The sequence below is a fragment of the Flagellimonas nanhaiensis genome, from assembly GCF_003382275.1.
Taxonomy (GTDB): Bacteria; Bacteroidota; Bacteroidia; order Flavobacteriales; family Flavobacteriaceae; genus Flagellimonas; species Flagellimonas nanhaiensis.
Map to the genome: position 1 here is coordinate 666,643 of NZ_QTJX01000001.1, position 16,614 is coordinate 683,256.

A 16,614-nucleotide genomic window follows, 5' to 3' on the forward strand; every position below is an offset into this window, starting at 1 on the left:
GACTAAGGTTCTTCACCGTTCATTATTTGAGAAATCGTTTGACTTGAACTGTCTCTTTCAGAGAGTTCGGATATGATTTTTGGATGGTCTTCTGGTCGTGTCTGCGAGAGTTTATAGGCGGCTTGGATGTCCGAGATAGCTATTTGGAATCCAACTACCCCTTTTACTTGTTGCAATGTCTTCGGAGACATTTCATTAAGTGAAACGGGATTTTTTGAGCCCTTCTCGTACTTTTCTACAAGTTTGTGGAGAATCTCCATGGTTTCCTCCTCATTCAGGATTTTGAGTTTCCCGTAAACATGGACTGCAATGTAATTCCATGTAGGCACCTCTTCTTCTTTGTACCACGAAGAGGAAACATACGCATGCGGTCCATTAAAAACACATAGCACCTCAGAAGTATCTGAAAACGATTTCCATTGAGGATTGGCTTTGGCGATATGACCAGTAAGTACCTCTTTACCTTCGGAATCAACATCCAGTTCCAAAGGAATATGTGTGGCCCAGGGTTTGCCGTCCAACAGGTTGACCAAAATGCCAAAGCTATTTTGTCTTATAAAATCTTTGACCTCGGATAGATTTTCGTTTTTGTAATAATGTGGAATGTACATATTTGTAAGAATTGGCAAAACAAATTGAATCTACCAAAGATATGAATGCCCTCGCTAAGAAAAAGAAATCTTTTTAGTATCTGAATAATAAAAAAAGCGGGAAAGATCCCGCTTCAATTTGTATTCCATAATTTGATTCCATTATTCTTCGAGTTCCAAAGTAAAGTCCTGAACGGTCTTGTTAGCGGTGATTATCTCCACATCCAAAGTATCACTGTTGACATATCCATTTAAGGAAGCAAAAACTTTGTAGGTGCCTGCCTCAAGTCCCATAACCGTGTAATTACCTTCGCTATCCGTTACTCCAGAAGTAACAGGGTTTTCCTCGTTATCCATTATGGAAACCTGGGCATTTTCCAAAGCGACCTGTACTTCCTCCTGGGTAGTTGAAACGTTTCCTTGCAAAGTGCCCGCAGTTGAAAGATTACTGGCCTTTATTACAGGTTTAAAGTTAAAACCATTGATACCATTAACCGAATTGATATTGCCCTTTGGGACAAATGATCTACTTACATCAAAATCCAAAAGCAAATCAGAGGACAATCCTCCAGCAACAGTCAAGGGAGGATCAATAAATACCTTGATTCCGGTTTGTTCACCGCTGGGTACTTTTAAATCAAAACTTCTTCCATCTGTGAGGACCACATTTACTCCTTTTACATACACCCTGATTAAGTCATAAGTGCCTACAGGTACTTCGGCGTCAGCCAGATCCATTGTATTTCCGTTGATCAAATCCAATAAATTGACATCCACTTCTTCTTCCATCAAGGTAACATATGGGGAAGAGGAATTATCTTCCATGTCATCAGATGAATTATTTTCATCAGAATCCTCGTCGTCATCATTTTCAACAGTTCTAGCCTCCACTTTAAAAATGGTTACATTGGCTTCGGCCACAAGATCAAAAGGGAAAGGTGCATCCGTGAGTTGCACTGAAAGTCTGCCTGTTTCTGTCTTTTCATTTGCACTATCCTCTGAGCAACTGAGAAACAAAAGAGTAAAAAGACTCAATACAACTGTAATTAATTTAGTCTTCATAGTATGGGGGTTTATGTGTAATATGCTGATAATGAGGAAAGGTGAAAAAAATATCACCAAATCTGAGGGTTTTTACTTTTTTTTCGATGAACTGCAACAATTAGAATGGACTAGAAGAATTTTTATAGGGTTTTTCCTAAAAAAAGCCCCTTAATTAAGGGGCTTCAAAATAATTGATTGGTTGACTTAGGTTGCTAATTTCTTGGCTGGACATCACCACTTGCTCCACTCAAATCTTTTCTAAATACCCACAATTCTTCATTGTTGCTGTTTGTTACGGATTCAAAGTCCTTGAGGAAGGCAGGGAAACTTCCTGAGCCATGCACTTCTTCGTACCATTGAACAAACTTGTCCTCACGACCCATCCAGGCAGTTTTATCAAAAAAGTCTACCCAGACAAAATCTTGTCCTTCATTGTTGGAAAGCTCATTAAAATAAACACCCCATTGATGCTCTGGATCTTTTGTATGGAAAACTTTATAGACTCGATCAAGTACCTCCATAAACTCCATTTCCTTAAAACGCTTAATGTCAATCATAAAGATTGAAAGGTTTTTTAGGCCAAAATTTTTGCTGAAGTTGGAAAGTGGTGGATGATTTTTCCAATAGGTGGTTTCCATTTCAGGCAGTGCATTGGCAGCTACGTTCGTATTCCAGTCGTTGGTATGAGCCTCATCATAGTTATTTACCGCGTCCAGGGCAGCCCAGGCTGTAGGCCCCATACTCCAGATATATTTTCCCGAGTTTTTTCCACTTGCCACCCAAAAGACGCTTACTTGTCCTGCGCCTTCGGTATGATACTTTTTGTTGTGCGCGGCTACTCCCGCTTCAAAAGCTTCTATTTTTTGAGGATGTGGTGTCAACATCACATTCATAAATATGGGTGCTTGAGGTGTTTCTTGCCCCATGATCAATAATGGTAGCAGTAATAAGATTAACAGTGCTTTTTTCATTTTTATAGTTTTTAAAGTTTAGTTTATTCGGTTTGTTCAGTTTCGGCCATTTTGGCCTCAGCCGCAATTTTTTGTAGTTCCAATACAATTTGGGAAGGATCCCAGTACCCATGTTCCCTTACAATTTTGCCCTCTACAAATTGAAAAGTAAGATGGACAGGAATTGTCATTTCTTTTCCATTGGCAGCTAAGGAACCTTTCCAATCCAGCCAACAATTGACCCAGGTTTCACCATCATCGGTAACCACCATTTCAAACTCTTGGTGTTCATCCTCAAATCCTCGTGAAGAATAAACGTTCTCCGCTTCCTTGTGATACTCCATGGTCTCAACGGCTGACATGGGGTTATCCTTGGTGTTGTAATAAGTTTTGGAGGTATCAGCATACATGCTGGTTCCGTAGGCCTTATTATCATAGTTGTCAATCAATTTTTTGATGGTTTCAATCTCTGGGGAATTCTGTGTGTATCTTACAGGGCCTTGTTGACAGGCAGCCAGAAGCAACAGAACTACTGTACATTTTAGAATGTTTTTTTTCATTGTTAGTTGATTTTTTAGATTACTTGATTGGTAAAAGAAGTCTCTGCCGGAGGCAGTAAAGGTCGATTCGTCTTTAAGTAAATACGATATGATTGGTTTTGAAATCCTAGGGCAACAACTTGCTAAATTTCAAACAACATGGAACAACCTCAACTGCAAGTAAGGGTCTATTTTAAATGGAGGGGAACAACTGAAGATGATAAGGGACGGAAATTTTTGAATCCTCAGTTATATAATATAGTAAAAATCTGGTAATTAAGGGTTTAAAAATCAAATTAATCCCTTTAAAAGCTAAGTTTAGGATAGTTTTCTTACAACTGAATTGCTGGTTTCCTAACCATTTGGAAGAGGTATGAAAAGATAGAACCATCCCCAACCCAAATAATGGATAGGAATGGCTCTAAGAATTTTTACAATTTTTATTGGAATGTATAAGTGTCCGTAATCTTTTCGGTAACCCTGAAGTATCCGTAAGGGGTGTTATCCGGGTTATCTTCGTTTATACAGTTGCCTATCAAAGGCACTGGCGGTGGACTGAATGGCTCTCCTGCGCTCTCATATTGCTCAATCAATAACCTGAGATAGTCATGGTATTGTTTTGAGATTCCCATAAAGGAAATATCTACGATATCTCCTGGTTTAAATTCTTCGGAATTGTCCTCTTCATCATCAATCTTTTCATAGTAAATGGTGAACTCATTTCCATCAATAAATTCATCCTTTATATAAAATAGCTCCGGGAATAGGTCTTCTCTTCTTTGCATGCGCAAGAAATAGTAGTTCTCTATATCTGCCGGGTCCAAAAAGGATACATTCACCTCTAGGGCTTCATCGTCTTCACCATCCTCCGTTGATTGTGTGATTTCTGTGATTTCACTTACCGGATAAAGAGTTTCAGTGGCCGTATATCGTTCCCCTTCGTATTGAATTTCCAAAGAATAGGTGTTTCCAATAATGGGAATGAAATCAGAGGTGGTATACCTACCATTGTTTTGGTCATCAAAAACAAACTCGGTTCCGTTATCTGTATTGGTTACCCTAACAATGGCTCCAGTAGCGGGGACGAACTTTTCATCATTGAAAAATGGGGTAGAAGTGCTCAACAGAATAGTTTGAGTATTCCCCGAAGTTCCCCGTTCCCAATCCAAAGAGGCTTCAATAGTTAGACGTGTTGGCCCTTCAGGGACTTCCACATCAACAACATCGGTGCAGGACACGGTTATGGCCAGCAGTGTAAAAAGAGCGAAAATATATTTGGTTTTCATTAGTTTAAAATTTGAAATTATACGTTACTGAAGGAACCATTCCAAAGATGGCGGTACGAGTGGCTTCATTGGCACCGGTCTCAAAGTTCTGCCCAAATGAAATGGAAGCGGCATTTTTTCTATTGTACACGTTGTAAATGCCAAAAACCCATTCGCCTTTCCATTTTTTGTCTGGTCTTTTATTGGGTCTGTAGGTCGCTGAAACGTCCAATCTATGGTAAGTAGGTAAGCGATCTGCATTACGATCAGAGTAGCTCGCTACCGAGATGCCTTCATATTGATATTGTCCGTTGGGATAGGTAACCGGACGGCCAGTTTGAAAGATTGCATTGGCGCCGAAGCTCCATTTATCGTTTAATCTATAGGCTCCCGTTATAGAGACATCATGGGTTCTGTCAAAAGGTGTGCGGTACCAATTTCCGTTGTTGATACCTGGTCCTCCGGCATTTCCTCCAAAGGTTCGTTGTTCTGCTTTGGATAGGGTATAGGCAACCCAACCAGTCAGAGCTCCCTCATTCTTACGAAGTAGGAGCTCAACCCCATACGCCCTGGACTCTCCATTCAAAATCTCTCTTTCAATGGTGTTGTTTCCAATAAGGTCAGACCCATCTATATAGTCGATTCTATTGTCTACGGTTTTGTAAAAGGCCTCAACTTCCATGGAAAAAACCTTGTCCCTGAAATTTCTGAAGTAACCTAATGCATATTGGTCAGAGAGTTGAGGTTTTATGTACTTACCACTTGGCGTCCAAACATCAATTGGAGTAACCGAAGAGGTGTTGGACAACAAATGGATATACTGAGCAGCACGAGTGTAGCCCATTTTTACGGAAGAGTCATCATTGAGTTGATAGGCCAAGGACAAGCGCGGTTCAAAGTTGCTGAACGTTTCAATGCTTTCACTTTTTTTGAAGTCGGTCTCTCCAATGGGGTCCGTCCTTTCGTAAAGTCGCAAGCTTTCGTTGTAAACCAGAGGTCTATCATCCAAATATTCCGATAGCGGTTGCCCTCCCATTCTATTAAAATGGCTAAATCGAAGCCCATATTGCATGCTGAGCCTATCGGTCAGTTTGTGTTCTGCACTTACATAAAGTGCACTTTCCAATGCCCTTTTTTTGTCCAGTTGAAGTTCATTGATTGCAGAATTTGGCCCTGTGGGCTTTATTTGACCTGGGTCAAATACGTATTTGATGGTACTTACCCCAAAATCCAGCTTAAAGGCATCATTGAAATAGTACTTAAGATCGTACTTAGCATGGTAGTTTTGAATGGAGGATATCCAATCAAATTCAAAATCCTCTATTCCCAATTCATAATCGTAATTACTATAGATAAGGGATAGATTTGAAAAGAGACGGTCGTTAAAAATATGGTTCCATCTTAAGTTTCCTGATGCATTTCCATAACTACTGCTAAAAGACCCCCCAATATCAAAGATATCTCGGCCAAAATATCCTGAAAGAAAGAGTCTGTTGTTTTTGTTGAGACTGTAATTGGTCTTTAGGTTGAGGTCATAGAAACTGGCTAAATTATCTTCCCCGGCCATTTTTAAAAGAAGATGGGCGTAAGAACCCCTTCCGGCCACTAGAAAAGATCCTTTATCGGAAAACATTGGCCCCTCAGCTGCCAAACGGCTCGAAATTATTCCAATACCTCCGGTAAGCGCAAAATCTTTGCTGTTGCCATCCTTTTGTCTTACATCCAAAACGGAAGAAACTCTTCCCCCAAATTTGGCAGGGATACCTCCCTTGTACAGTTTCAAGTCTTTTACGGCATCTGCATTAAAAACCGAGAAAAAGCCCAATAAATGTGAAGTATTATAGATAATAGCTTCATCCAATAAGACCAAATTCTGGTCAACGGCACCTCCTCGCACATGAAATCCGCTGGAGCCTTCTCCATTTTTGTTAACGCCAGGTAGCACCTGCAAGGATTTAATGATATCCACTTCACCCAAAACCACTGGCATTTGTTTTACCGTTTTAATGTTCAATTTTGAAATGCTCATTTCAGGTTTTCTCAGGATTGCCCGTTCTGGCTCTTCTGCTACAACTTCCACTTCTTCAAGTTGTGTGGAGAATTCCTCGAGTTCCATATCAATTTTTTGATCACTGTTTAGGTTGATTTCCATGGAGTTTTCCTTGTATCCCATATATGAAAACACCAGGGTGTAGTTTCCGGCCGGAGCACTAATGGAATAAAATCCATACTCATTGGTGACAGCACCTATTGTGGTTCCTTTTAAATAAATTGAAGCGCCAAAAAGGGTCTCTCCGTTTATTTGGTCCCTTAGTGTTCCGCTGACCGTAAAATTGTTCTGGGCATTAGCTGACAGCAAGCCCATTAGGAAGCAAAGTCCTATCATGACATAAACGAGCTGATGTTTCGCATTTTTTTTCCTCATTTGTTTTTTGATTTAATGGTTTCTTCAAATCATTTTGATTTGTTCCACCTAAGGACAGGTCAAAAAATGGAAGGTTGCACCAATGGAAATTTTATTTGATCGGACCAGGTAAAATTGTGTTGGTTTGACCTCAGTTGTCGTTCGTCTAAGTTTCAGGGATAAGTCAAAAAAGATTTTCTAAATTCCAGATTCAAAAAAATACTAAATGCGAAGTTTTCTTCTGGTTCTAGCTACAATGATTTTTATTGTTGGATGTAAAGAACAACACAAGATTCCTGTATATGCATGGACAGGTGGCCCTGGCGATGCTACAGATCAAGAATTGTTGGATGAGTTCAAAGATTTCAAACAAAAGGGAATTGATGGCTTAATGTACAACGGAGGCCATGACCCCAACACTTATAAGCGTGTGGGTAAATTGGTAAAGGAGGCTGGAATGGAGTTCCACACTTGGATTCCGACCATGGTGCAGGGAGAAAACCCTAAACTGAAAAAAGAATGGTACGCCGTGAACGGCCGTGGTGAATCAGCCTTTGAAAAACCTGCCTATGTACCACATTACACCTTCCTTTGCCCAAGCAAGGAAGGCGTCTACGATTTTTTGGCAGATTTGTATGGAAGTGTTGCGGAACTAGAGGAGGTGGATGGAGTGCATTTGGATTACATCCGTTTTCCAGATGTGATTCTTGCCCGAGGACTTTGGGAAAAGTACGGATTAGTAATGGATCGGGAATATCTGCAGTTTGACTATTGCTACTGTGATCAATGTACTTCCAATTTCAAAAATAAAACAGGTATTGATATTAACGAAGTTGAGGATCCTTCACAAGTAGCTGAATGGAAACAGTTCCGATATGATTTGATTACTGACATTGTAAATCGTTTGGCCGAAGTGGCCCATGACAAGAACAAAAAAATAAATGCAGCCGTTTTTCCTGGACCATCAATAGCCAAAAAAATAGTTAGGCAGGACTGGGGAAAATGGAACTTGGATGCCATTTACCCTATGAACTACAATGATTTTTATTTAAAAGGCCCCAAATGGGTTGGCGAAATGGTCAAGGAAGAGGTGGAAAATGCGAAGAACAATGCTCCAGTGTACAGTGGATTGTTCATTTGCCCAAATCCAGAAAAAAAGGGTAGCGAAAAAGACCCTGAAAATCATGGATTGCTGCCCGAAGAAATAGAAGAGGCTATTAAAGAGTCTATGGTGAATGGAGCAACAGGAATTTGCCTGTTTACTCCTGGTAGAATGACGGATGAGCACTGGAAGGCTTTTGAAAGAGCCATTTATATGGATTACGACAACCAATAACCAACCAATTTTTTCCTTCGTGCCCGATGACCTTTAGGTCATCGGGCTTTTTTGTGTCTACAACTCATCCCTCAAAATGAACAGTTCGGTAATCTCTTCTTTAGTCTTTCCTGGTTAGAAGGGATTTTTGTGGCCATATTAACCTAAATAAAGACGAACAATCATGAAAAAATTGATGATAGCTGTTTTGGTACTCGGGGCTTCAATTGTAAATGCGCAGGACCAATACACCAAGGGAATGGAAAAAGCATTCCAACTATGGCAGGACCAAAAAGTGGTTGAGGCCTCCAATTTGTTTGAGCGTATTGCAATGGCTGAGCAGGACAATTGGTTGCCACATTATTATGTTTCCCAAATAAATACTGTTATTTCCTTTGGAGAAAAAGACATTGAGAAGTTGACCGGGCAATTGGAAAAGGCCAAAGAGTTTTTGGATTTGGCAAAAGCCATTTCTCCCGACAATCCGGAACTTTTAGTACAAGAAGCTTTGATCAATACCGCTTGGATTGCTTTTGATGGGGCTACTTACGGAATGACACTATCAGGAAAGAATGTTCAGCTGTATCAAAAAGCGCTGGAATTGGCTCCAGATAACCCAAGGGTGGTCTTTTCAAAGGCAGAATGGGATATGGGAAGTGCCAGATACTTTGGAAAGGATACTACTCCTTATTGCAAGGATATTGAAAGGGCCTTGGAACTTTTTGCTAATTTTAGCCAGGAAACTCCATTTTATCCTTCCTGGGGAAAAGAACGGGCTGAAATGGTCCACAAGCAATGCAGTGAATGAAAAACACATTAAGGTATATTGGCAGATTGTTGTTGATCGCAGTATCAATAGGTCTGGTTATCTCTGGAATTTTTAAAGGTCTTGAGGCACTTTCCGGGAAACCCGTAAGATTTGATGACAGACTGCTGCAAGAGGTTGGGTATACTATCTTTTATTCGTTGGTTTTGACATTCGTCAATAGTGCCTATTATGATTATCTAAATCACAAGGTGGTGTGGAAACGCTTTGCGAAGTATCGCATAGCTATCAGCGGATTAGGCGCGATTATACTCACCATGTTGGCCATTTTCTGGATTAGGGTTACGATAAGCCTTGGTTTTGAAGGAGAGAGTTGGGAAGAGTTTATTGCAGGGGAAAGGCTCATTTATTACGCTATTGCATTGCTGATTACCGTTGTGATTTCCATTTTCTTTCATGCCTTTTATTTTTACAAGCATTGGCAAGAAAAAAAGGTAAAAGAGCAAAAGATAATTGCAGGTTCTGCCTCCGCCCGGTTTGATGCATTAAAAAACCAACTGGACCCCCATTTTTTGTTCAACAGCCTAAATGTACTCACCAGTTTAATTGATGAGGACCCAGATCAGGCACAAAAGTTCACTACTTCGCTGTCCAAAGTGTATCGCTATGTCTTGGAACAGAAGAACAAGGATTTAGTGACCGTGGATGAAGAGCTCAATTTTGCACGCACCTATGTTAGGTTGTTAAAGATGCGGTTTGAGGATAGCATAGTTTTTGAAATTCCTGAAAACTGCTCCATATCAGAAGCTAAGATTGTCCCATTATCATTGCAACTGCTTTTAGAGAATGCCGTGAAGCATAATGTGGTAACAGCTTCAAAACCTTTACACATTAAAGTGTTTGAGGAAAACGGTTCATTGGTGGTCCAAAATAATCTTCAAGAGAAACAAGTTGTCAAAAAGAGCAGTGGGGTTGGACTTCAAAATATTAGACAGCGATATAATATTCTAACGGATAGGGAAGTGGTTATTGACAAAACCGCGTCGGACTTTAGTGTAGCTCTACCTATGCTAACCAAGCAGGTTTCGGTAATGGAAGTCCAGCAAACCTTTTTAGAGGAAAAGAGATACCTGAAGGCCAAGGAAAGGGTCAAGGGCATCAAAGATTTCTACAGCAATTTAACGGCCTACTGTATTGTAATACCGTTTTTATGGTGGCTTAATTTCCGTACTACAGACTTTTTATGGGCATTTTTCCCAACATTGGGCTGGGGGTTTGGAGTGCTGGCCCATGGAATGGAGGCCTATGGTTACAATCCACTTTGGGGCAAGCGTTGGGAAGAACGCAAGATTCAGGAGCTCATGGATAAGGAGGATTTCTAATCTGTTCCTTTATCAGAATCATAATTCAAAAATTATACTAAGATTTTGTGATGGGTTGAGCATTAATTGGCCAACCCAATTCACAATTCATCCCTAAAAAATTACAGTTCGCGAATCCATTTTTTCAGCGGCGATCTAATCTTACGAAGTTTGTCCTATAAAACAAAACAATAGAAATTGAACAGTAGAACAATGGAAGATTTAAAAAAGTATAAATATAGAAAGGCAAAGGAAAGAGTAGAGTGCATAAAATCTTTTTATTCCAATTTGATGACCTACTTTCTGGTAATTCCTTTTTTGGTATTTATAAATTATAGAACAAGTAGTTATCCATGGGTCATTTTTCCCGCAATTGGATGGGGTATAGGACTTGTCGGGCATTGGCTTCATGTTTATGGATATATCCACTTTTTAGGAAGGGACTGGGAAGAGCGTAAGATCAAACAATTTATGGATAGCAATGAGTTCTAACGAATCAGTATATTTAAATACACAACCAATCAACACATACGTCATGGAGAACAAAGAAAAAGATAGCAGATATATTAGGGCCAAGGAGCGAGTAGATGAGCTTAAAAAGTTCTATGCCAACCTGTGGTCGTACATTATGGTCATATCCATCCTGGCACTTATAAATTACTGGACTAACGGCTTTAGCTACATGTGGTTCCTCTGGGCTGCATTTGGATGGGGTATTGGCTTGGTTTTTCATGCCATAGGAACCTTTCATCTCAATCCATTTTTTGGAAAGGATTGGGAAGAGCGTAAGATAAAGGAGTTCATGCAAGAAGATGATAAAACAAAAAAATGGAGGTAGTTATGGAATTTGAACCGGATAAATTAGAAAGGGCCAAGAAACGGGTTGAAGAGCTTAAAGGTTTCTATATCCATATGGCCGTATATGTAGTGGTCAATGTCTTTATTTTGGTGAATATTTACCTTAGAACCGATTATTTTTGGCAGTGGCCACATTTTGTCACCTTGTTTGGTTGGGGATTGGGATTAGGGTTTCATGCAGCCAAGGTTTTCGGATTTAATCCTATGTTCGGAAGAAAATGGGAGGAGCGCCAGATTCAAAAATACATTGATAAAGACAAAGAAGAGGCCAAAAAGTATAAGTAGAGGCTATGGGAAGTGACGGTATTAAATATGAAAAAGCTCGGAAAAGGGTCAAGGAACTGAAAGACTTTTATAGGCACATCAAGGTTTTTGTTATTATAAACGGCTTATTTTACTTGCTAAAAAGCCAGATATTGAATCCTTATATCCCAGAAGAGTTTCAGTTTGAGTCTTACTACTATGATTGGGTGGATATTAATGTGCTGATATGGGGAATAATCCTTGCTCTTCATGCTATTTACTTGTATCGAAACAAACTTCCTTACCTAAAGCAATGGGAAGAAAGGCAGATTAGAAAATATATGGAGCGCGACAAAAGTGAAATGGACAAGTACAGATATAAGTAAGATTTTAGCGTTGAACCCAAAATTGACCGAAAAGGCACTTAGATAAAGCAAAAAAATGAACGTAATAATTATTGAGGACGAAAAACCAGCTGCAAGAAGACTGAATAGATTGCTTTCCGAGTTGAATGTTAAGGTGTCCACCATGCTCCACTCCGTGGATGAGTCCATCGAGTGGTTCCAAAACAATCCCCATCCAGATTTAATCTTTTTGGACATTCAATTGTCCGATGGTCTTTCTTTTGAAATTTTCGACATGGTCGAAGTAAAAAGCGCAATAATTTTTACCACTGCTTTTGATGAATATGCACTTCAGGCCTTCAAGTTGAACAGCATAGATTACCTGTTAAAACCAATCGATGATGAGGACCTGGAGAGAGCAGTAAATAAGTACCGCGATTTGAAGATGGAAACGCAGAATATTTCGGTAGATTTTAACGACATAAAAAAGCTATTAGTGAACCCGCTGGAGCGCGAGTACAAAAAAAGATTTACGGTCAAAGTTGGGCAACATTTAAAAATTGTCAATGCCGATGATGTGGAATGTTTTTATAGTGAGAACAAAGGAACGTATGCCGCAACTTCCGAGGGAAGAAATTATTTATTGGACACAACGTTGGAGCAGCTGGAAACAGAACTTTCTCCCGAAACCTTTTTTAGAGTAAGTAGAAAATTCTATGTGAACCTAAACCACATCAATGACATTATTTCATACACAAATTCACGGCTTCAAATCAAGATGAAACGCTTTGATGAGCAAGAAATCGTGGTTAGTAGGGAGCGTGTCAGAGACTTTAAGTTGTGGTTGGAATAAAAGACTATAAAATATTGGATTTCAATAATGTAAACCAATTAAAAAATAGCTATAAGTTTTCCTTATAGTTGGTTTTTCTGCTAAAAAACGCTAAGATTCTTCAATACGGTTCTCGTCAAAAGCCGAAGGTAGTAATTTTGGAATCAGTTTGATAAAAATTGGCAAAAGAACTGCTCCTCCAGGTAACATAAAAATGGCCAAAGAAGGTATACTTTTAAAAACATCAATCAATTGATTCTGTACTTTTTTCCGCTCACTTGGGCTAAGTTCTTTTACGGTAGACTTAGATAAGAGTGTCATCAATTCCCTGCTTTCTGCCAACTCTTTTTTAAGCCTTTTGCTATTTCGCAAAATCAATTTGCTCACATTTTTGGACATGCCCTCATAGAATTGGACGGCCAGATTTTTGTCATTTAGATAGGAGACTTTGGAAGCATTTTTTTCGAAGAAATCTTGGACAAATTTTAGAGACGATTTCACCTCTTCATTTGACTTTTCAAGATCATTTCCTAGGGCAAAAATATAGTCCGTTTCGGTATGGTCAATAGATTTATCTTCCCACAAAGTTAAACAGGCCATATCTAAAAAATAATCCTTTTCACATGAAGTGAAATTTTGCCGTAAAATATCCAAATAGGTTCCCTCAAAGTTAGCTTCATCCAAATTAACGTAAGTCAATGAAGCTGCCAAAAGTTGAATCAGTTTGGCATCGTTCTCGTGTGTTTCTTTGGAATTTAAGGCTTGATAAACGATGTTCATGGTAACATACTCCAGAAGTTGGGCATGTTCTATAATGACCTTTGGGTTTTGCAGATAAGTCCTGAAAATAAGGATGTCCACATATAACAATGAATTGGTGATGCTATTGCCAAACGCCCGGTTGAATGCATTTCCTCCCAGGTAAATCCTTGAATCTATTAATTTTTCCAGCTGGGATTCCGTGTGAGAACCACTGAGTATTTTGTTCAGAAATGAGATTTTCCCCACTTCCAGGGATTGATAATAATCGAAAACAGTGTTTACAAAATTCGAAAAATCAGGTTTTTCTCTTTCAAATTGAAAAGTGAAATAGAGTGCCGTAAGCAGGTTGATTTTGGCAACCTCGTCTTCGGTCAGCGAATATTCTACATTAATAAAAGAAGGTATTTCTAAATGGATTCCATATATGAACCCGTTTGCTTTGAGCTCACGATATAAGCTTTCGAAGTCTGGAAAGTGGGAGGTTTCTTTCTCCACCAAATGTCCAAACTTACTGATCCATCCAGAAGCAGAAGGGTTCATTGGGTTCTGTTTTCTGTTCAAAGTAAAACAAATTCTAACATTAACAAGAACTATAAAGCGCTTTTATATCAACTTTTTTGTTCAATATATCACACCTTAAAAAAGATGTTATTCGTGTTTGAAGTAGGGAAAAAATGTGGCTAAAAACAGACCGAAACTAAGGATTTATGAAAAATACTTTTTTGCTATAAATAGCTGATTTATTGCTTAATAGGACTGGTTTTTATAGCCAAAAACGACAAAAAATTTTGGTTTTAATTTTCTATCCAATGATAAACGTCATATTCCTTGAAAATTGCTCATGGTAGTTTTGTTCAATCAAAAAAAAGTACACAATGAGAAAAACGGTAATTTTTGTAATGGCAGCCTTGATGGGGCTCATGAACTTGGCAACCGCACAGGATGCCCCGGCTAATAATGACGGAAGCAAATGGCAATTCCGCTTAAGAGGAATTGTTGTAACCCCAGATGAGAGTGCTGACATTGAGGCAATTGGCGGTGATGTATCTATTTCCACCGCATTTGTGCCTGAATTTGACATTTCTTACTTCTTCAATGAAAATTGGTCGCTGGAATTGATATTGGCAACCACAAAACATGATGTGGAAGCAGTTGGAACAGCTGCTGGGGACATCGATTTGGGCCATGTATGGCTACTTCCTCCCACATTAACTGGTCAATATCACTTCACGGGTGGAGATTTTGTGCCTTATTTGGGTGCAGGGGTAAATCTTACACTTTTCTACGGAGTAGATGAAGGTCCAGTGGCAGACGACGTAGATTACGATACTGCCTTAGGTTTTGCACTTCAGGGTGGTTTTGATTTCATGCTCAATGACAAATGGTTCTTGAACTTTGACGTCAAAAAACTATTCTTGAACACCGATGCCACAGTAAATGCAACTACAGCACTTGGCGCGACTGTAACTGCAGATGTTGACATCAATCCATGGATTTTTGGATTTGGTGTAGGTGTAAAACTCTAGGATGGGTTTTAAGGTTATTTGATGAGGGAACGGCTTGGGAAACCAAGCCGTTCTTTTTTATTTATGCGTTTTCAGTTTTAATCTGAATCCATAAACGGGCAAAGCACCCTGCTTAAAGTCCAAATCTTCCGAACGTTCAAATCCAAGTGTTTTATACATTTTCCAGGCAACCTTCATGAATTTGGTACTGTGAATAATAACTTGATCATGGCCATTTTCAATGGTTTTTTCAATACAAGCTTTACTCAGTGCCTTTCCAAGACCCATACCACGAGAAGCATCTGAGACCGCCAATAACCTAAATCCAGATGCATTCTTTTCTTTGGGAGCTGTTCCACCGGAGCCGTAGAATTGCATATCGTTAAAAAACAATACAGCTCCAAGAACTTTTTCTTCTGGGGATACGGCCACCAAGAGTTCTGTACTCGGGTTCTTAGTAAAATCCCCAATATTGGCCAGGGTTTGATAATAGGCAGGCTGTTCGTCTGCTTTTGGAAAGCCTTCCAGACCCGAGTAAACATCTATCATCAAGCGACCTATTTGTTTAAATTCTGAAGGCTTCGCATTTCTTATGGAAAATTGGTTTGGACCAAATCGAGCTTGATACCTCTCCAAAAAGCTTTCTGAAAAAAACTTGTTCTCTAGAATATCCAGGCTTGTAAGAAAATCATCTGACACAAATTCTTTTAGAATTTCACGTATCCGATTCCATTCCTCTTCAAAAACAGGAAGAAGTCTTTTCCCTTTTTCAGAAAGTTGAATCAAAGTTCTTCTACCATCCTTGGTGTCCTTAAAGGTTTCAAGAAAACCTTTGGTTTTCATTTTTTTGGTAATCTTGATCATCGCAGGGTGGGAAAAACCTAGAATACTCGCTATTTCTGTAACCGTGAGTTTTTTTCGCTGTTTCAACAACATAAAGATTACATGCCAGTTGGGCTCTATCTCTAGGTCCAACTTTGCATAATGCGATACGGTGCTTGATACAATTCTTTCATTTAATCTTTTAATGCGTGCCGTGAAACCTAGGTGCCCCAATTCGGTTAAAAAGTCGTTATCCATGACAATGTGTAATTGGTTACGCAAATATAATTAAATTATGTAACTGGTTACGTTTTTAAATTGGAGATAAAAAAAGCTCCAGAATTTGGAGCTTTAAAATTGAATATCTTAAGTGATATTGATTATTTCTTTTCTAAAAGGATAGAAGCTTTAACAGCTACATCTTCCCAGGTTTTACTAACTCCATCTGGACCAGTATGCAAGTCAAAGCACGCTTTGTTTAAGGAAGCCAAAGCTTCCAAGGCATTCCATTTGGTTAAATCCATAGTGCCCGAAAAAGTAAAGTGGCTGTCATTGGCCATTTCATATTCCATAGGAAGTTCTGCTGAAACACCGTTCATAGTGAGTTTTGCAGAACAGTTCTGATTTTCATCAAACTGGAGGACACCACTGATTAGCTCTGTATTCTCCATTACCCCAAAAAAGAAATGCAGAATTTTAGGATCTCTAGTATTCGTGGTGTCATTGGTAAAAAGACTACTGACCGGAATGGAAAATTCAAGTCCATTCAACGTCTCCATTGCAGTTTCTGAAGAAGTATAGTCGTAACTAATCTTGGTGAAAGTACCTCCAACGGGTTTCTTTTCTGTGGTTTTGTATGCTGTAAAACGGATATCGGTTGAGTCTTCAACTATGGTGTATACCTGTTTGGTTTCTTCTTGTTTTGCTTCCTTTTTGGCCTTTTTACAACTAAATGCAGTTATAAGAACAATGGCTAAAGGCAATACAATTACTTTTTTCATGCTGATGATTTTT

Annotated in this window: 18 protein-coding genes; 9 read left to right on the top strand and 9 right to left on the bottom strand. The window is 39.2% G+C overall.

The genetic code is table 11. From position 1 onward, the window contains the following. Window positions 1–2: 2 nt before the first annotated feature. The 6 genes from DX873_RS03095 to DX873_RS03120 form a co-directional block, all read right to left on the bottom strand. A complete protein-coding gene (locus DX873_RS03095) occupies window positions 3–611 on the bottom strand; it encodes an FMN-binding negative transcriptional regulator (RefSeq protein WP_116183055.1) in 609 nt (202 codons plus the stop codon). A 141-nt stretch (window positions 612–752) separates the two neighbouring features. Further along, window positions 753–1,652, bottom strand: a complete 900-nt coding sequence (locus DX873_RS03100) for a DUF4382 domain-containing protein (protein WP_116183056.1) — start codon at window positions 1,650–1,652, stop codon at window positions 753–755. 194 nt (window positions 1,653–1,846) lie between these two features. Beyond that, on the bottom strand, window positions 1,847–2,605 hold the full coding sequence (locus DX873_RS03105; RefSeq protein WP_116183057.1) for a hypothetical protein: 759 nt from the start codon (window positions 2,603–2,605) through the stop codon (window positions 1,847–1,849). Window positions 2,606–2,628: 23 nt separating this feature from the next. After that, a complete protein-coding gene (locus DX873_RS03110) occupies window positions 2,629–3,144 on the bottom strand; it encodes a nuclear transport factor 2 family protein (RefSeq protein WP_116183058.1) in 516 nt (171 codons plus the stop codon). Window positions 3,145–3,563: 419 nt separating this feature from the next. After that, window positions 3,564–4,409: a DUF4249 domain-containing protein gene (locus DX873_RS03115; protein ID WP_116183059.1), complete on the bottom strand. Its 846-nt coding sequence runs from the start codon at window positions 4,407–4,409 to the stop codon at window positions 3,564–3,566. A 4-nt stretch (window positions 4,410–4,413) separates the two neighbouring features. Beyond that, window positions 4,414–6,813 carry a TonB-dependent receptor gene (locus tag DX873_RS03120; RefSeq protein WP_417935324.1) on the bottom strand — a complete coding sequence of 800 codons (2,400 nt, stop codon included), beginning with the start codon at window positions 6,811–6,813 and terminating at the stop codon, window positions 4,414–4,416. Between the two features lie 205 nt (window positions 6,814–7,018). On the opposite strand from DX873_RS03120, the gene DX873_RS03125 reads away from it, so the two are divergent. From DX873_RS03125 to DX873_RS03160, 8 genes are all read left to right on the top strand, one after another. Further along, window positions 7,019–8,128, top strand: coding sequence for a glycoside hydrolase family protein (locus DX873_RS03125; protein ID WP_116183060.1), 1,110 nt, complete (start codon window positions 7,019–7,021; stop codon window positions 8,126–8,128). A 163-nt stretch (window positions 8,129–8,291) separates the two neighbouring features. After that, window positions 8,292–8,915 (top strand): tetratricopeptide repeat protein, encoded by a 624-nt coding sequence (locus DX873_RS03130; protein WP_116183061.1) that lies wholly within the window; start codon window positions 8,292–8,294, stop codon window positions 8,913–8,915. Beyond that, the gene (locus tag DX873_RS03135; protein WP_116183062.1) at window positions 8,912–10,255 is read left to right on the top strand and encodes a 2TM domain-containing protein; all 1,344 of its coding nucleotides are present in this window, start codon (window positions 8,912–8,914) and stop codon (window positions 10,253–10,255) included. Before DX873_RS03130 ends, DX873_RS03135 begins: the two co-directional genes overlap by 4 nt. A 177-nt stretch (window positions 10,256–10,432) precedes the next feature. Next, a complete protein-coding gene (locus DX873_RS03140) occupies window positions 10,433–10,726 on the top strand; it encodes a 2TM domain-containing protein (protein ID WP_232520841.1) in 294 nt (97 codons plus the stop codon). Window positions 10,727–10,769: 43 nt separating this feature from the next. Beyond that, window positions 10,770–11,072 (top strand): 2TM domain-containing protein, encoded by a 303-nt coding sequence (locus DX873_RS03145; protein WP_116183064.1) that lies wholly within the window; start codon window positions 10,770–10,772, stop codon window positions 11,070–11,072. After that, on the top strand, window positions 11,063–11,377 hold the full coding sequence (locus DX873_RS03150; RefSeq protein WP_232520842.1) for a 2TM domain-containing protein: 315 nt from the start codon (window positions 11,063–11,065) through the stop codon (window positions 11,375–11,377). Before DX873_RS03145 ends, DX873_RS03150 begins: the two co-directional genes overlap by 10 nt. A gap of 5 nt (window positions 11,378–11,382) precedes the next feature. Continuing rightward, complete coding sequence (locus DX873_RS03155) at window positions 11,383–11,721, top strand: 2TM domain-containing protein (protein WP_116183065.1); 339 nt, start codon at window positions 11,383–11,385, stop codon at window positions 11,719–11,721. Window positions 11,722–11,776: 55 nt separating this feature from the next. Further along, entirely contained in the window at window positions 11,777–12,532 is a 756-nt protein-coding gene (locus tag DX873_RS03160) for a LytR/AlgR family response regulator transcription factor (protein ID WP_116183066.1), read from the top strand. A gap of 90 nt (window positions 12,533–12,622) precedes the next feature. Here DX873_RS03160 and DX873_RS03165 read toward each other — a convergent pair whose 3' ends face one another. Beyond that, window positions 12,623–13,813 (bottom strand): LETM1-related biofilm-associated protein, encoded by a 1,191-nt coding sequence (locus DX873_RS03165; protein ID WP_116183067.1) that lies wholly within the window; start codon window positions 13,811–13,813, stop codon window positions 12,623–12,625. A gap of 335 nt (window positions 13,814–14,148) precedes the next feature. Between DX873_RS03165 and DX873_RS03170 the strand changes: the two genes are divergently transcribed. After that, window positions 14,149–14,799 carry an OmpW/AlkL family protein gene (locus tag DX873_RS03170; protein ID WP_116183068.1) on the top strand — a complete coding sequence of 217 codons (651 nt, stop codon included), beginning with the start codon at window positions 14,149–14,151 and terminating at the stop codon, window positions 14,797–14,799. 57 nt (window positions 14,800–14,856) lie between these two features. On the opposite strand, the gene DX873_RS03175 is transcribed toward DX873_RS03170, so the two are convergent. After that, the gene (locus tag DX873_RS03175) at window positions 14,857–15,858 is read right to left on the bottom strand and encodes a bifunctional helix-turn-helix transcriptional regulator/GNAT family N-acetyltransferase (RefSeq protein WP_116183069.1); all 1,002 of its coding nucleotides are present in this window, start codon (window positions 15,856–15,858) and stop codon (window positions 14,857–14,859) included. Window positions 15,859–15,980: 122 nt separating this feature from the next. After that, complete coding sequence (locus DX873_RS03180) at window positions 15,981–16,601, bottom strand: YceI family protein (protein ID WP_116183070.1); 621 nt, start codon at window positions 16,599–16,601, stop codon at window positions 15,981–15,983. Window positions 16,602–16,614 lie beyond the last annotated feature (13 nt).

What these genes read in the sequence shown, in the direction of transcription:
- DX873_RS03095 (WP_116183055.1), bottom strand. Translation starts at nt 611, where the DNA reads ATGTACATTCCACATTATTACAAAAACGAAAATCTATCCGAGGTCAAA.
- DX873_RS03100 (WP_116183056.1), bottom strand. Translation starts at nt 1,652, where the DNA reads ATGAAGACTAAATTAATTACAGTTGTATTGAGTCTTTTTACTCTTTTG.
- DX873_RS03105 (WP_116183057.1), bottom strand. Translation starts at nt 2,605, where the DNA reads ATGAAAAAAGCACTGTTAATCTTATTACTGCTACCATTATTGATCATG.
- DX873_RS03110 (WP_116183058.1), bottom strand. Translation starts at nt 3,144, where the DNA reads ATGAAAAAAAACATTCTAAAATGTACAGTAGTTCTGTTGCTTCTGGCT.
- DX873_RS03115 (WP_116183059.1), bottom strand. Translation starts at nt 4,409, where the DNA reads ATGAAAACCAAATATATTTTCGCTCTTTTTACACTGCTGGCCATAACC.
- DX873_RS03120 (WP_417935324.1), bottom strand. Translation starts at nt 6,813, where the DNA reads ATGAGGAAAAAAAATGCGAAACATCAGCTCGTTTATGTCATGATAGGA.
- DX873_RS03125 (WP_116183060.1), top strand. Translation starts at nt 7,019, where the DNA reads ATGCGAAGTTTTCTTCTGGTTCTAGCTACAATGATTTTTATTGTTGGA.
- DX873_RS03130 (WP_116183061.1), top strand. Translation starts at nt 8,292, where the DNA reads ATGAAAAAATTGATGATAGCTGTTTTGGTACTCGGGGCTTCAATTGTA.
- DX873_RS03135 (WP_116183062.1), top strand. Translation starts at nt 8,912, where the DNA reads ATGAAAAACACATTAAGGTATATTGGCAGATTGTTGTTGATCGCAGTA.
- DX873_RS03145 (WP_116183064.1), top strand. Translation starts at nt 10,770, where the DNA reads ATGGAGAACAAAGAAAAAGATAGCAGATATATTAGGGCCAAGGAGCGA.
- DX873_RS03150 (WP_232520842.1), top strand. Translation starts at nt 11,063, where the DNA reads ATGGAGGTAGTTATGGAATTTGAACCGGATAAATTAGAAAGGGCCAAG.
- DX873_RS03155 (WP_116183065.1), top strand. Translation starts at nt 11,383, where the DNA reads ATGGGAAGTGACGGTATTAAATATGAAAAAGCTCGGAAAAGGGTCAAG.
- DX873_RS03160 (WP_116183066.1), top strand. Translation starts at nt 11,777, where the DNA reads ATGAACGTAATAATTATTGAGGACGAAAAACCAGCTGCAAGAAGACTG.
- DX873_RS03165 (WP_116183067.1), bottom strand. Translation starts at nt 13,813, where the DNA reads ATGAACCCTTCTGCTTCTGGATGGATCAGTAAGTTTGGACATTTGGTG.
- DX873_RS03170 (WP_116183068.1), top strand. Translation starts at nt 14,149, where the DNA reads ATGAGAAAAACGGTAATTTTTGTAATGGCAGCCTTGATGGGGCTCATG.
- DX873_RS03175 (WP_116183069.1), bottom strand. Translation starts at nt 15,858, where the DNA reads ATGGATAACGACTTTTTAACCGAATTGGGGCACCTAGGTTTCACGGCA.
- DX873_RS03180 (WP_116183070.1), bottom strand. Translation starts at nt 16,601, where the DNA reads ATGAAAAAAGTAATTGTATTGCCTTTAGCCATTGTTCTTATAACTGCA.